The 14115-nt window shown below is 71.3% G+C and carries 12 protein-coding genes; 8 read left to right on the forward strand and 4 right to left on the reverse strand.

The genetic code is table 11. From position 1 onward, the window contains the following. Positions 1-98: 98 nt before the first annotated feature. Genes ABT057_RS05120 through ABT057_RS05140 form a run of 5 tightly spaced genes read left to right on the forward strand, consistent with a single transcriptional unit; the run spans position 99 to position 5305 of the window. On the forward strand, positions 99-1466 hold the full coding sequence (locus tag ABT057_RS05120; RefSeq protein WP_352341069.1) for an ABC transporter substrate-binding protein: 1368 nt from the start codon (positions 99-101) through the stop codon (positions 1464-1466). Then, positions 1463-2422, forward strand: a complete 960-nt coding sequence (locus ABT057_RS05125; RefSeq protein WP_352341070.1) for a carbohydrate ABC transporter permease — start codon at positions 1463-1465, stop codon at positions 2420-2422. Before ABT057_RS05120 ends, ABT057_RS05125 begins: the two co-directional genes overlap by 4 nt. Continuing rightward, the gene (locus ABT057_RS05130) at positions 2419-3234 is read left to right on the forward strand and encodes a carbohydrate ABC transporter permease (RefSeq protein ID WP_352341071.1); all 816 of its coding nucleotides are present in this window, start codon (positions 2419-2421) and stop codon (positions 3232-3234) included. The genes ABT057_RS05125 and ABT057_RS05130 overlap by 4 nt, the downstream gene beginning before the upstream one ends. Before the next feature lie 26 nt (positions 3235-3260). Then, a complete protein-coding gene (locus ABT057_RS05135; protein WP_352341072.1) occupies positions 3261-4280 on the forward strand; it encodes a Gfo/Idh/MocA family protein in 1020 nt (339 codons plus the stop codon). Next, entirely contained in the window at positions 4277-5305 is a 1029-nt protein-coding gene (locus tag ABT057_RS05140) for a Gfo/Idh/MocA family protein (RefSeq protein ID WP_352341073.1), read from the forward strand. The genes ABT057_RS05135 and ABT057_RS05140 overlap by 4 nt, the downstream gene beginning before the upstream one ends. A 73-nt stretch (positions 5306-5378) precedes the next feature. On the opposite strand, the gene ABT057_RS05145 is transcribed toward ABT057_RS05140, so the two are convergent. Next, positions 5379-6395: a L,D-transpeptidase family protein gene (locus ABT057_RS05145; RefSeq protein WP_352341074.1), complete on the reverse strand. Its 1017-nt coding sequence runs from the start codon at positions 6393-6395 to the stop codon at positions 5379-5381. Positions 6396-6759: 364 nt separating this feature from the next. Between ABT057_RS05145 and ABT057_RS05150 the strand changes: the two genes are divergently transcribed. Next, the gene (locus ABT057_RS05150) at positions 6760-7323 is read left to right on the forward strand and encodes a hypothetical protein (RefSeq protein ID WP_352341075.1); all 564 of its coding nucleotides are present in this window, start codon (positions 6760-6762) and stop codon (positions 7321-7323) included. 32 nt (positions 7324-7355) lie between these two features. On the opposite strand, the gene ABT057_RS05155 is transcribed toward ABT057_RS05150, so the two are convergent. From ABT057_RS05155 to ABT057_RS05165, 3 genes are all read right to left on the reverse strand, one after another. Then, positions 7356-8213 carry a PaaX family transcriptional regulator gene (locus ABT057_RS05155; protein WP_352341226.1) on the reverse strand — a complete coding sequence of 286 codons (858 nt, stop codon included), beginning with the start codon at positions 8211-8213 and terminating at the stop codon, positions 7356-7358. A gap of 147 nt (positions 8214-8360) precedes the next feature. Continuing rightward, positions 8361-9716: an aminomethyl transferase family protein gene (locus ABT057_RS05160; protein WP_352341076.1), complete on the reverse strand. Its 1356-nt coding sequence runs from the start codon at positions 9714-9716 to the stop codon at positions 8361-8363. Between the two features lie 519 nt (positions 9717-10235). Further along, positions 10236-11162: a LacI family DNA-binding transcriptional regulator gene (locus ABT057_RS05165; protein WP_352341077.1), complete on the reverse strand. Its 927-nt coding sequence runs from the start codon at positions 11160-11162 to the stop codon at positions 10236-10238. Between the two features lie 542 nt (positions 11163-11704). Between ABT057_RS05165 and ABT057_RS05170 the strand changes: the two genes are divergently transcribed. Continuing rightward, positions 11705-13306, forward strand: coding sequence for an IPT/TIG domain-containing protein (locus ABT057_RS05170; RefSeq protein ID WP_352341078.1), 1602 nt, complete (start codon positions 11705-11707; stop codon positions 13304-13306). A gap of 75 nt (positions 13307-13381) precedes the next feature. After that, positions 13382-14074 carry an SMI1/KNR4 family protein gene (locus tag ABT057_RS05175; protein ID WP_352341079.1) on the forward strand — a complete coding sequence of 231 codons (693 nt, stop codon included), beginning with the start codon at positions 13382-13384 and terminating at the stop codon, positions 14072-14074. Positions 14075-14115: the final 41 nt, after the last annotated feature.

Raw genomic sequence — 14115 nt, forward strand, 5'->3', positions numbered from 1 at the left:
GCGTGGATGCCTCCCCCTTCGCCCTGCCCTGCCCACGCCACCGGCCCGGCCCCACCCGGCGATCCCTGCACCCGTCTCCACCGCCCCTGGAGAACGCCATGCGCCCCACCTCTCCCGCCCCCGCCTCCGGCCACCTGTCCAGACGTACGCTCCTCACCTCGGCCGCCGCCGCGCTCGCCGTGGGCTCCCCACTGCTGACCGCGTGCGGCAGCAGCCTGACGCCGGGCGCCAAATCGTCGGCGCAGCCCAGCGCCTCCGGTCCGGTGTCCACCACCGTGCCCACCGGGAAGATCACCCTCGTCGTCGCCGACGCCGACGACACGACCATGACACCGGGCCTGCTCGCGGCCTTCCACGCCAAGTACCCCAACATCTCTTTCAAGCGCCGGTACACCGGCTGGGACGACTACCTCAAGAGCGTCAACACCACGATGTCCGCCCAGTCCGCGCCGGACATCGCCCAGTTCGTCTCCGGCATGCAGAACCTGGTCAAGGGCGGACTCCTGCTGGACATGGGCCGCTACTCCACCGCCTACGGCTGGCCGGACACCTTCCCCGGACTCGACCAGATCACCTTCTCCGCGGACGGCAGGACGACCGGCACCGGGGCGCTCTACGGAGTGCCGGGCGGGCTGTCGTACGAAGGCGTCTACTACAACAAGAGCAAGGTGAAGAAGCTCGGGATCGGTGTTCCGCCCGCCACCGTCGGCGAGTTGGAGAAGCTGTTCTCCCTGGCCAAGGCCGCCGGGGAGACCGCGCTCGTCGCGGGCAACCTCGACGGCGGCCTCAACCACCCCTTCAACGTGCTCCTTTCGGCCTACCTCAAGCCCGCCGACCGGCAGGCGTGGGCGTTCGGGCACAAGGGCGCGAAGATCACCGGGCCGGAGGCCGTCACGGCCGCGACCACCCTCAAGCACTGGGTGGACATGGGGTATGTGACCCCCAAGGTCAACGGTGTCAGCGACAACGACGCCACGGCGGCCTTCGCCAAGGGCGAGGGAGTGTTCCGCATCAGCGGCAACTGGGCGGCGGCCGCGGTCGCCAAGGGCCAGGGCGCGAACGCGGGCCTGTTCCCGATGCCTCCGGTCACCGCGGGAGGCGCCCTGCGCACCACGGGCGCCGGCGTCTACTACTGCGTGTCCAGCAAGACCAGGAACGCCGCGGCGGCCGCCGCCTTCCTCGACTTCTGCGCCACGAGCGAGGCCGCCGCCGTCACCGCGAAGGGCGGCTTCATGGCCCCGGACGCCTCCGCGATGCCCGCCCAGACCGGTCTGCTCGGCGATGTCGCCACCGGCTGGCAGACCATCGTCAAGGACGACGGCCTCGAGCCGTTCATCCAGAACGCCTCCACCCCGACCATGCCCGACACCCTCACCACCCAACTCCAGCTGCTGGCGGGCGGAAAGGTCTCCGTGGAGAAGTTCCTCGCCGCCCTGCAGGCCGACTTCGACCAGTACCACACATGACCGCGACCACCCACCGCCGCGCCGGCCCGGCCCCGGCCGGCGCGGCCGAGGTCCGCCCGAGCGGGGCACCCGGCCGCGCGCGGGCCGTGCGTCGGCGGCGGCGCGGTGTCGCGCTGCTGTACCTCCTCCCCGCCGTCCTGCCCTACACGCTGTTCGCCGTCGCTCCCGCGCTGCACACCGCGTACCTGTCGCTGTTCGACTGGGACGGGGTGACCCTGCCGTCCTTCGTCGGCGCCGCCAACTACCGCCGGGTGCTCACCGATCCACAGCTGCGCGCGGCTGCCTGGCACGCGGGAGCGCTGATCGTGTTCTTCTCCGGGCTGCCGATCTGCCTGGGTCTGGTGGCGGCCGCGATCGTCGCCCGCCGGCCGGGCCGGCGCGGCACCACGGCCGTCCGCACCCTGCTGTTCCTGCCACAGGTGATCCCGCTGGTCGCGGTCGCGGTGATCTGGCGCTGGGTGTACGCGGACGACGGCACCCTCAACCAGCTGCTGCGCGCGGTGGGGCTGGGCTCGCTCGCGGACTCCTGGCTCGGCAGTTTCACCTGGGCGCTGCCCGCGGTCGGGCTGATCGGCACCTGGGTCGTCGCGGGACTGTGCATGGTGCTGTTCCTGTCGGGGACGCAGCGCATCGACCGGGAGATCTACGAGGCCGCGCGGATGGACGGAGCGGGCCCGGTAAGGGAGTTCTGGTCGGTCACGGTGCCGCTGCTGCGGCCGGAGATCGCGGTCGCCCTGTCCATCACCGTCATCGCCGCGCTGTCCAGCTTCGACCTGATCTACATCACCACCGGCGGCGGCCCGGGCAACAGCACGGTCGTGCCCGGCGTCCTCATCTACCGGCTGGCGTTCGGCGGCGGTCAGGTGGGCCTGGCGAGCGCGCTGGCGGTGGTCCTGACCCTGGTGATCTCGGCCGCCGTGCTGGTGGTCAACCGGCTTGCCCGGGAGGCCCCGTGACGACCCGTGTCGCCGCGCCGGCGGTGCTCGTGGTGTTCTGCGCCGCCGTCCTCGTACCGTTCCTGTCGCTGCTGCTGGCCTCGGTGCAGCCCGCCGGGACACCGCTGACCGGCCTGGCGCTGCCCACGGACGGCATCCATCTGGAGAACTTCGTCCACGCCTGGTCCGCGGCCGGCTTCGGGCCGCTGCTGCGCTCCAGCACGGTGATCGCGCTGGCCGTCGTCCCGGCCGCCGTGGTGTGCGCGACGCTCGCCGGCTACGCGCTGGCCACGATGGACGTCCCCGGCGGCGGCGCGTTCTACGGCTATCTGCTGCTCGGGCTCGCCATCCCGACGGAGGTCACCGTCATCCCGCTCTACTACGACCTGCGGGCGCTCGGACTGACCGACACCGTGCCGGGTCTGGCGCTGGCGGAGATCGCGGCCTTCATGCCGTTCGGCGTGTTCTGGATGCGGGCGCACTTCCTGACCATGCCCCGCACCCTGATCGAGGCGGCCCGGCTGGACGGGGCGTCGTCGTGGTCGGTGCTCTGGCGGGTGCTGCTGCCCAACTCCCGTCCGGCCGTGACCACCCTGGGTGTCCTGTACTTCGTGTGGAGCTGGAACCAGTTCCTGCTTCCGCTGATCCTGATCCAGGACCCCTCCCGCCGCACCGCCCCGGCCGGGCTCGGCTTCTTCACCGGCCAGTACGACGTCGACGTCCCGCTGCTCGCGGCGGCGACGCTCATCGTGATCGCCCCGGTCGTCGCCGTCTACCTCTTCTTCCAGCGGCACTTCATCAACGGCGTCCTCAGCGGCGCCCTCAAGGGCTGACCGACTTCGCCTCAGGAGGCACACCGATGGCAGAACTCGAGGTGGCGCTGATCGGCGCGGGCGGGATCGCCCGTACCCATCTGCCCGCCTGGACCGCGCTCGGCGCCCGGGTCCGCGTATACGCCCCGGATGGCCAAGCGCCCCTTCTGGCAAGGGAGTTCGGGGCCACCGCAGTCGCGTCGCGGGAGGAGGCGGTCGCGGGCGCGACCGTGGTCGACGTGTGCACGCCGACCGACACCCACCGGGAGATCTGTCTGGCCGCCGTCGCCGCAGGAGCGCATGTGCTGTGCGAGAAACCCCTCGCGCTGACCGCCGCCGACGCCGCGCACGTCGCCCGGGCCGCGGCAGCGGCGGGCGTACGGCTCTATCCGGGCCACGTGGTCCGTTTCTTCCCGGCGTACGCCCGGCTGCGCGGCCTGGTCGCGGGCGGCGCGCTCGGCCGGGTGGCAGTGGCCCGGTTCACCCGCACCGGGCGCTACCCGACCTGGAGTCCCTGGTTCGCCGACCCTGCGCGGTCGGGCGGGATCCTGGTCGACCAGATGATCCACGACTACGACATCGCACGCTGGCTGTTCGGCGAAGTCGTCCGGGTGCACGCGCACACGGCGGGACACGTGACGGCCCCCGCGCCGATGGGGGCCGTCGCGGCCGGCACAGCCGTCCTCACCCACGCGAGCGGGACGATCTCACAGATCGTGGGCGTGTGGGCACCCGAGGACACCCCGTTCCGTACGACGTTCCACCTCGCCGGCACCGGCGGAACCGTCAGCCACGACTCGCTGGCCGCGCCCGGGCTGCGGATCCTCGGCGGAGGCGGCGGACCGGCCGCCGGCATCCCCGCCGGCGACTTCGGCGAGTCGCCGTACACCACGCAGATCAGGGAGTTCGCCGCCGCGTACACCGGCCGGGGACCCGAACCCCGGGTCGGGGCGGCCGACGGGGTGGCGGCCGTCCGTATCGCCGAGGCGGCGGCCGAGTCCGCCAGGACCGGCCGTGCCGTCCCGATCGAGGAGTCCTTCGAAGGAACCGAGGAGACCGTAGCGTGAGAGTCGCCGTCCTGTCCTTCGCCCATGTCCACGCGGCCACGTACATCGCCCTGCTGCGCGACCACGCCGACGTCGAGCTCGTCACCGCCGACCCGGACGCCCCGCCGGGCGCTCCCGACCGCGGGCCCGCCCTGGCCGGGCGGCTCGGAGTGCCGTACGCCGCGACGCTCGACGAGGTGTTCGCGGCCCCGCTCGACGCGGCCGTGATCACGAGCGAGAACTCCCGGCACCGGGAACTGGTGGAGCGGGCCGCGGCCGCGGGGGCGCATGTGCTGTGCGAGAAGCCGCTCGCCACGACGGAGGCCGACGCGCGGGCCGTCGTCGCCGCCTGCGCCCGGGCCGGGGTGAGCCTCATGACGGCGTACCCGGTGCGGTTCGCCCCGGCGTTCACCGCGCTGCGCGACGCCCTGGCGGACGCCCGCCTCGGGCGGCTGATCGCTGTGCACGGCACCAACAACGGCTGGAATCCGGCCCGTTCGCAGCCCTGGTTCGGCGACCGGGAACTGGCGGGCGGCGGCGCGGTGATGGACCACACCGTGCACATCGCGGACCTGATGGACGTCCTGCTCGGCGGCGAGCAGGCGGCGGAGGTGTACGCGCAGGCCAACACCGTCCTCGACGCCGAACTCGGCCTCGACGTGGAGACGGCGGGGCTGGTCACCGTCCGCTACCCGAGCGGTGTCACGGCCGCCGTCGACTGCAGCTGGAGCCAGCCCGCGCACCACCCCACATGGGGCGGCCTGACCCTCACCTGCGTCGCCGAGCACGGCATCGTGGAGTTCGACGCCTTCCCCCGGCTGCTCGGCGGCTTCGACGAGACGGCCCGTCAGAGCCGCTGGGAGCCGGGCGGCGACGACCTGGACGCGGCGCTGCTGGACGAGTTCCTGGACGCCTGCCGCACGGGCCGCCGCCCGCGCCCGGACGGCGAGGCCGGACTGCGCAGCCTGCGGATCGTGCTGGCCGCCTACGAGTCGCTGCGCCGCGGGCAGCCCGCGGCGCTGACCGCCGAGGACGTGCCGGACTGATGCGGCGGCGGGCAGCCGGACGGCCGGGACACGAGCGTCCCGGCCGCCGGTCATCCGCGCGGTGCGCGGCGGATCAGCTGACGACCTTCAGCGTCTTCGGCCAGCCGACCTGGTCGAGCACCTTGAACAGGGCCTTGATGTCGTTGGGCCGCAGTTTGATGCAGCCGTTGGAGTAGAAGTCGACCGGGTTGCGGTCGGTCCACCTCTCGCGCTCGATGCTGCCCTGGCCGCCGGTGCGCGTCATCTCGCTGTGGATGAACAGTTCGGTGCGCGAGGTGCCGTTGGTGCACTTCTTGTCGGCGAGCCGGATCACATAGCCCTTGATCAGACTGCCGTTGTACGTCTTGGAGTGCATGCCGATGCTGTAGGAGCCGTTGGGCAGCCAGCCCTTGTTCCTGACGCACTCGTCCTCGCGCGTGCCGGAGCCGGCGCGGTAGCTGGCGACCACGGTGCTGCCCCGGAGCACGTACAGCTTCGAATTCGTCTGGTCGGACGGGTTCTTGTCGAACTTCAGCGTGACGGTGCCGCCGCCGCTGCCGCCACCGCTCACCAGCTTGGCCCAGGTGTTGGTACCGACGACCCCGTCCACCGTCAGTCCCTTGGCCCGCTGGAACGCCTTGACCTTCGCGGCGGTACCCGAGCCGAAGACGCCGTCGGCGGTCAGCGCGTAGCCGTTGTCGGTGAGCTGGCGCTGGGCGGCCTTGACGGCGTTGCCCCGGGAGCCCGTCCTGACCGTGACGATCAGCTTGGCCCAGGTGTTGGGACCGACGACGCCGTCCGCGGCCAGCCCCTTGGCCCGCTGGAACGCCTTGACCTTGGAGACGGTGTCCGGGCCGAAGACGCCGTCGGCCCCCGTGGAGTAACCCCGTGCCGTCAGCAGCAGCTGGACCGTGGTCACGTCCACGCCCCGCTGGCCGGACCTGACGGTCGGCCAGGAAGCGGCCTGGGCGGCGACGGAGGCCGCCTCAGCGGACCGGGGCGTGGCAGCCCCGGCCGGAGCGGCGGCCAGGGCGCCACCGACGAGGGCGGCCGCGAGGAGGGCCGCGGAGGCGAGGTGACGCCGGTGCTGCTTCTTCGTCTCGTCGTACATGGTCGGTTCCTTTCCTGTCGGAATCGCGTGCGGGAGCGGATGCGCGGTCGTCACGAGACGGTGCGTGCGGGGGCACAGTCCCGTCTCCTTCGGGAAATCGAGAAGCCGTACGACGGAAGGAGGCCGCATCATCTGGTGGGGGGCGCCACAACCGTGTCCCTACGTCTCCGGCGGGCTCAACACCCGTGCCGGTTCGGCTGATTCATGCACACACGACTCCCTATGCACGCTGCCGAGCAGGGGTGATGCACGGGGTTCCAGGGGGAATGCATCAATGGGTGCTCTGCGCGACGAGTGTGAGAACAGACCGCGACGCGAACTCGCCCAGTTACTGAGGAGCTGGTGGAAGGAAGCGCCGGGGAGGATGACCCAGGAGGCGCTGGCCCGACGGATCACCGGGCGGGGTGTGAAGATCAGTCAGGAGATGCTCTCGCGCTATCTGCACCGGGTCCGGCCGACTCTCGCCCGGCCCGATGTGATCCGCGCGATGCACGAGATACTGGGGCGCTCGCCACAGGAGCTCACCGCGGCGCTGGGGCTCCACCAGGAGGCAAGCGCCCGCCCCGACTGCGCGTCGGCACCGGCACCGGTCCTGCCCGAGACGGGCGCGGCGACCCGCGCGGAGGCCGCCGTGCCTGCGGCGGGGCCGCTCCCCGCGCGGACGAGATGGCAGTGGATCATGGCCGCCGTACTCACCGCCTTCCTCGCCTCCGGACTCACCGCCGTGTGGACGAAGGAGAACGGATACAGCTCGGCCCGGTCACCGCAGCCCTGGCCCCCGGCCACCTCCTCCGATTCCCCCTCCCCTTCCTCATCTCCCTCCTCGGCACCCTCCGCGGCGGGATGCCGGGCGAACCCCGGAACGGACAGCACCATCTTGCGGCTGCGGCTCGACCCGATTCCGGAAGGGCTCTCCGGGCGACGCTGATCCCGACCGCCGCGAGGAGGGTTCGAGCGCCCTCAGGACGGTTCCAGAGGTGTTGTCTCCAACAGTTCGGCGGCCACCCGGCGGGCGGGTCCACCCGTCTGTTCCGCGATGCGCCCGAAGGTGTCCTCGGCCGCCCGGGCGGGCCAGTCGGGCGGCAGATGCCTGGCGGGGAGCCGGGGGTCCGTGCGGATGGTGCCCAGCCACTCCGCGACCAGGCGAAGGTGGATGGCCAGCGGGTCGCCGGCCGGATCGCCGAGGTGAGCGGCCCAGCGTTCCCCGAAGGCCGTGTAGCGGGCGGCGATCGTCGCCAGGTCCCAGGTGTCACGGATCATCACATCGATGTCGGTGGCGACGTCGGCGCGCGCGTGGAAGATCTTGACGTGGGCGGCGATGCCGAGTTCGGCGACGATCCCGGAGATGTCGACGTCGCCCGGGGCGATCCACAGGCCGCTGTAGAGGGGGCCGAAACCGGTCCAGGTGAGCCGGGAGCGCAGGTCGTGGCGCTGCCGTTGCCAGGCTTCGGGAAGCGAGAAGCCGAGCAGGGTCCAGGATCCGTCCCAGTCGTCGTCGACCGCGCTGGTGTGCCAGACGCGTGTGCGGCCGTTCTGCAGGATCTGCGTCGCGTGCGGGGTGAGACCGAAGTACATGCGCCGCCCCTGCCGTTGCCGTTGCAGCAGGCCGCGGTTCACCATGCGGGTCAGGGTCGAGCGGACGGCCTGCTCACCGACTCCCACGCGTCCGAGGACGTCGATGATGCTGCCCGAGTACACACACAGCGGGCCCTTCTCCAGGACGTGGTCGCCGAAGAAGGCCAGCAGCAGCGACTGGGGGCGCAGTTGCGGGCCTGACGCGGAGTCCGGGCCGGCGGCACCGGAGAGCTCTTCGTCCACGTCGGAGGGGTTCACCTGGGAGAGCGTCACGTCGGAAAGGGTACGGCCGCCCGCCGTGGGCGCGGCGGGCGGTTCGGGTTCGGCACCGGTACCAGTACCGGTGCGAGCGGCACGGTGCGCAGGTGTGTCGCCGAGGCGACGACCGTCTCACAGCGCCGACACGTCGATCCGCCGCCGGTCCGGCTTGAAGGGCAACGCGGCCACTGTCGCCCGGACCTCACGCTGCGCGGTCCCCGGCCGCCCCCACAGCACCACGACTTCGTTCCCGGGAGTGGCGTGGTTCTCGTCGATCACGCAGAGGGAGAGGGTGGCCCGCAGGTTCACGCTGACGGTCCGGCCGGTGGACACACCCACCCGCCGTCCGCCGGCGAGGACCTGGTCGAAGACCGGGCCACGGCCGCGCGGGACCTCCATCGGGTCGGGCAGTTCGCCCCCGCCGAGGTGCGCGGTGAGGATGCCGGACACGTCCTCGGCGTTCCAGCGCAGGCCCATGAGCGTCCGCCGCGGCTCCCCCTCGGCGGCGTCGGCGGCCAGCGCGTCACGGCCCAGGAAGTCACGGTCGGGAACACCTTTGCGGAAACCCCAGCCCAGTTCGGCAGGCTTGCGGAAGTAGTCCGTGACGCCGTTCTCCGGTACGAAGCTCCCTCCGGGAGTGCCCCTCCTGAACTGCCTCGGTGCGCCCGGGGTCAGGATGGAGGCGGGAAGGTAGTCGAGGCCGTTCGTGGCGATTCCCGCCTCGATGTGCTGCACCGGCTGCGACCGCAGGCCCAGTTGGCGGAGCCCGAAGGGGCGGCCGCTCTCGACGGCGGCCGACCAGATCGCGTTGGCGTGCCCGGTGGGGCCGTGCAGTTCGTAGCCGAGTTCGCCCGAGATGCCCGTCCGCAGGACCCGCACCGGGACGCCGTCGATCCGCGACATCCTGCTGCGACTGAAGGCGATGTCGCGCAGGCTGTCCCCGGTCAGCTTCTCCAGCGTGTCCAGGGCCGCAGGTCCCTGGACGCCGAAGATGAACCGGTCGGGGCTGACGTCCTCCACCTCCGCGTCCCAACTCCCCTGGCTCAGCTGCCAGATCAGCCAGTCCCCGCTGCCTGCCGTGTACAGGAACTCCTCCTCGTCCAGGCGGCACAGGATCCCTTCGGAGGCCACCAGGCCGTTCTGGTCGAGCTGGACGTGGTGCTTGATCTGCCCGTGTTCGAAGCGGGACAGGTCCCTGATGCCCAGCCAGGCGAGGAAGTCCAGGGCCTGCCGCCCCCGGACGACGACCTTGTGCAGGCTGGACCAGTCGCCGAGGTAGCACGAGGTGACGTGCGCGGCGCACTCCTCGATCCAGCCGGTGTACTCGAGAGGCAGCAGGATCTGGGCGAACGGGGCGTAGGCGCCCTGGGGATTGCTCTCGTCCTGGGCTGCCGCGGCCGGGCTGAAGTATGCCGGCCGCTCGGCGACGAAGGGGGCGTCCCTCAGCCGCAGAACCGATTCGTAGGTGCTGCGCTGAGCCTCGGCCATGTCCACGGCGGTCCTCCTGCCCGGGCGCTTCGGCTTCTCCGGCGACCCGGTCCGGTCCGGCCGTGGAACGCCGCGGCACGCACCACGCGTCGGTGGGGTGCAGGGCAAGGGGCGAAGAAGTCGAAGCCGCCCGAATCGTTCAGATGTATCCTCGTTCGTCCGGTCACGAAGAGGCAACTAGATCGGTTAAGTGGGACCGTAGCAGAGGTCGAGAGCGACGGCGACGGGCTCGGCGAAGATCGTTTGCCGCGCGGGCGCAGGGCGGGTGCGGACTAGGGCGTGTTTCGAAAGTAGCGTCGTCTGCCCGAAGGGCAGGCCTGGCGGCGTCTGGTGCGTGCGATCGCAAGGCGGAGGGTCGCCCCGATACTGGATTGTATCGGGGCGCGCCCGACAACGCGGCGAGCGCGCGTGCCAGACGCCGCCAGGCAGGCGGGACTTTCGAAACACGCCCTAGAGGCACGCGCGGACGAGCGGGCCCAGGAGGCCCGGGGGCCGGGTCGCCCCGGCCCGCGTGCGGAGTCAGACGGACGCGCGGACCACGATCCGGCCGGGCACGGGCGCGAGCCCCCCGCTGTCGATGCCCAGGGCGTTGCGGGCGGCGATCCGGCCGAGGATCTCGGCGTCGATGTGGACGGTCGTGAGCGCGGGCGTGGACAGGGAGCCGTACTCCGTCTCGTCGAAGCCGATCACGGCCACGTCCTCGGGCACCCGGCGCCCGAGGTCCCGCAGGGCCGTCAGACTGCGCAGGGCGATGTCGTCGTCGAAGGCGGCCAGGGCGGTCACGTCCGCGTGGGCCGCGAGGAACGTCTCGACGGCGGCCGCGCCGGCCTCCCGGGGACGCGGCACGACGAAATGCGCCAGGGGCGGCAGACCCAGCCGCCGGGCCGCCTCCCGGGCGAAACCGAGCCGGGCCTCGGTCAGCGGGAACTCGTGGTCGGGCAGGGCCATCGCGATCCGTGTGTGCCCCCGCTCGGCGAGGTGGCCGATCTGCAGCGCGGCGTTGGCCGCGAACCCGTTCTCCCAGTCCTCCTCGATCGGCTCGTGTCCCCGCATGTAGACCTCGCCGAGCCGCAGCACGGCCCGGGGCGCGATGGTGTCCAGCACCTTCTGGGTGGCCTCCGGGATCGAGTGGCCGTGCCGGACCAGGAGGATGTGGTCGTGCTCGGCCAGTTCCTCGTCCAGACCCCGTACATAGCTGCGGGAGAAGTTGCCCTCCATGCCCCAGTCGACGTTGAGCACGACGATGCGCGAGGAGCCCTCGCGCAGGGCGCGGGCGATGCCGTGCGGGACGTACCCCAGGTCGTGGGCCGCCTCCATGACCCGCTCCCGGGTGGCCGCCGAGATCGTCTGCCGAGGGTCGTCGTTCAGCACGAAGCTCACCGTCGCCCGCGACACACCGGACGCCTTGGCCACGTCGCTCAACGTCACCCGGCCCGAACGGCCCATGCCGGCACACTCCCTCTCACTCGGAAGACACCCCTGCCCGCGAGGGGCGTCACCCAAAAGTGGTGTCCGACCTCTAGAACGATTAAGCGCTGAGGGCCAGCCTACGCGACCGGATCGTTCAAGTCGTCGGTGCGCGCGACGGGGCGAACGTTGCCCGCCGGGTCACCGGGCGCTGTCCGGTCGCTCAAGGTGTTCGGGCCGCGTTCGACGCGCGCGGGGAGAATTCCCGCGACATCCAGTCCCTCGGAGACAATCCCCGAAAAACAGGATCGTCATTCCATCATAGTTTTTCTGTCGAATGTTAAATCCGTCCCCGAAGGGTATTTCATCGACAAGTGTGTTCAATTCTCCGGCCCTAATTGCCGGTCGCCTGCCCGCTGTCGGCCCATGCGGTGGAGCAGACATTCCGTGTGCGCGGGGAGAGTTCCCCGCCTGTCCCAAGGAGTGTCATGGTCACCTTGACGTCGCCGTCCCCGCAGCTCGTGCGAGCGCGCGGTCCCAGGTCCAGTGTCGCCACGTTCGTCTCAGGAGCCACCATCCCCGTGGGAGCCGAGCCCCAGGGCATTGCTCTCACCCCCGACGGGACCCGCGCGTACGTGGCCAACCGGGCCTCGAACACCGTGAGTGTGATCGATACCGCCACCAGCACCGTCACCCACACCATCCCCACCGGTGCCGGCCCGACCTTCACGGCGGTCGGTCCGGACGGAACCCGGGCCTATGTGGTCCTCAACACCGACGGTGCCGTCAGCGTGATCGACACTGCCACGAACACCGTCACCGCGGACATTCCCGTCGGCGCGGGAGCGTCAGTGGTGGCCCTCTCACCGGACGGCGCTCGCGCCTATGTGTCCGTGCAGCCCGCGGACACGGTCAGCGTGATCGACACCGCCACCGACACCGTCATCGACACCGTCCCGGTCCCGGGCGCGCCGATCGGCGTCGCCATCACCCCGGACGGGACACGCGTCTACGTCGCGTCGCTCATGTCGAACACGGTGAGCGTGATCGACACCGCCACCGACACCGTGACCGCCTCGATCCCCGTCGGCATCAACCCCATCCTGCTGACAGCCGCACCCGACGGGGCCCATGTCTACGTCACCAACGTGGGCGACTCCACGATCAGTGTGATCGACACCGCCACCGAGACGGTCAGCGCCGTCATCGGCGTCAGCGCGCAGCCGCGCATCGTGGCGGTGAGCCCCGACGGCAGGCATGCGTACGTGGCGAACTACGAGCCGGACACGGTGAGTGTCATCGACACGGCCGGCCACACCGTCGTCGAGAACATCGGCGTGGGAGACGGACCCACCGGCATCGCGGTCGCCCCCGACGGGACCCATGCCTATGTGACCAACAACGCCGCGGGAACCGTCGGTGTCATGGCGACGACCGTGATCCCCGACCAGGCCTCCACGGCGGGCGGCACCACCGTGACCCTCACCGGGCATCACCTGGCCGACGCGAGCGCCGTGCTCTTCGGCACCGCTCGGGCCGCCGTCACCGCCAACACCGCGACCTCGCTGACCGTCACGGCCCCCGCCGGATCCGGTGCCGTCCCCGTCACGGTCACCACCCCCGGCGGAACCGGCACTCTCGGAACCTTCTACTACCGGCCGTCCCCCGTCCTCACCGGCCTGAGCCCCGCCGCGGGCCCCGCCGGCGGCAGCGACCAGGGCATCACCATCACCGGCCGCAATCTGGCCGGAGCCATCGATGTGCACTTCGGATCGACCCGGGCCGTCATCCAGAAGGTCTCCGACACGCAGCTCATCGTCCGGACTCCGGCCGGACCCGGTGCTCCGGCGCCCGGTACGGCCCCCGTCACGGTGGTCACCCCCGGCGGGCGTGCCGACGGCCTTGTTTTCACCTACCTCGCCCCGCCCGTCGTCACCGGCGTCACCCCCGGCACGGGACCGACGGCCGGGGGCACCGAAGTGACCCTCACCGGCACCGGTCTGGCCGACACCGACCAGGTCGCCTTCAACGGCACCCCCGTGGCCTTCACGGTCGTCTCCGACACCTCGCTGACCGCCACCTCCCCGCCCAGTGGCCAGGAGGGCACCTTCGACGTCACCGTGAGCAGCCCCGGAGGCACCTCCACCGGATCCTTCACCTACGTCGCCGAACCCGACGTCTGACCTGCCGGGCGAGCTTGCTGTTCGATGTCCGCCCCTCGAACCGGCGGTGTCCGTGCCCCGCCGTAGGGTGCGGGCATGAATGAGACCTTCGACATGCACAGCCGGCTGTCCGAAGCGTTGCACGACCGTGCAGAGGCCTGGCGATTCGTCGCCGACTTCGCGGCCCACTGGCAGCAGCCGCTCCAGCCGGGCGACGGCTGGAGCGATGTCGAGGTGGAGACGGCGGAGCGGCGTCTCGGCCTGGTCCTGCCGACGGCGCTTCGTGAGGCGTACCTGCTCCTCGGGCGGCGGACCGACCTCACCAGCAATCACGACAGGCTGCTCAGGCCTGACGAGTTGTATGTGACCGACGGCGCGCTCGTGTACCGGTTGGAGAATCAGGGTGCCGCGTCCTGGGGCGTCCTGCTGAAGGAACTGGAGCATGACGATCCCGGCACCGTGATTCGTGCGGATCTCGCCGCGAAGGCGCAGGAGCGGTGGGAGCCCTGGGAGCCGAGCCTGACGGTGGCCTGCCTCGAGATGGTCATGTCCGAGGTGGTGCTGTTCGAGGCCGGGTTCACCGACTTCCTCGAGGTGGATGCCGAGGACGTCGCACTGGAGCGGCTGTTTCAGGAACTTCCGAGCGTGGGACGCGAGATGCGCTGGTTCGCCGGCGAGGATGTCCTGCTCCGGGAACTCGACGGCTTCTGCCTGAATGTCCGGGCCCGCACGGAGGAGGCACTGGGACGACTGCGGGACTCGGTGCCGGGAGACTGGCTGGAGGGCTGAGTACGCGAAATGGCTCGGTGGAGCTCCGCCGTTGCCGCCCC

The sequence above is a fragment of the Streptomyces sp. NPDC002588 genome, from assembly GCF_040295925.1.
Classification (GTDB): Bacteria; Actinomycetota; Actinomycetes; order Streptomycetales; family Streptomycetaceae; genus Streptomyces.

Bases quoted from the DNA above. Each gene is read 5' to 3' on its own strand.
- ABT057_RS05135 (WP_352341072.1), top strand. From the start codon at position 3,261: ATGGCAGAACTCGAGGTGGCGCTGATCGGCGCGGGCGGGATCGCCCGT.
- ABT057_RS05160 (WP_352341076.1), bottom strand. From the start codon at position 9,716: ATGGCCGAGGCTCAGCGCAGCACCTACGAATCGGTTCTGCGGCTGAGG.
- ABT057_RS05120 (WP_352341069.1), top strand. From the start codon at position 99: ATGCGCCCCACCTCTCCCGCCCCCGCCTCCGGCCACCTGTCCAGACGT.
- ABT057_RS05145 (WP_352341074.1), bottom strand. From the start codon at position 6,395: ATGTACGACGAGACGAAGAAGCAGCACCGGCGTCACCTCGCCTCCGCG.
- ABT057_RS05125 (WP_352341070.1), top strand. From the start codon at position 1,463: ATGACCGCGACCACCCACCGCCGCGCCGGCCCGGCCCCGGCCGGCGCG.
- ABT057_RS05150 (WP_352341075.1), top strand. From the start codon at position 6,760: ATGACCCAGGAGGCGCTGGCCCGACGGATCACCGGGCGGGGTGTGAAG.
- ABT057_RS05175 (WP_352341079.1), top strand. From the start codon at position 13,382: ATGAATGAGACCTTCGACATGCACAGCCGGCTGTCCGAAGCGTTGCAC.
- ABT057_RS05165 (WP_352341077.1), bottom strand. From the start codon at position 11,162: ATGGGCCGTTCGGGCCGGGTGACGTTGAGCGACGTGGCCAAGGCGTCC.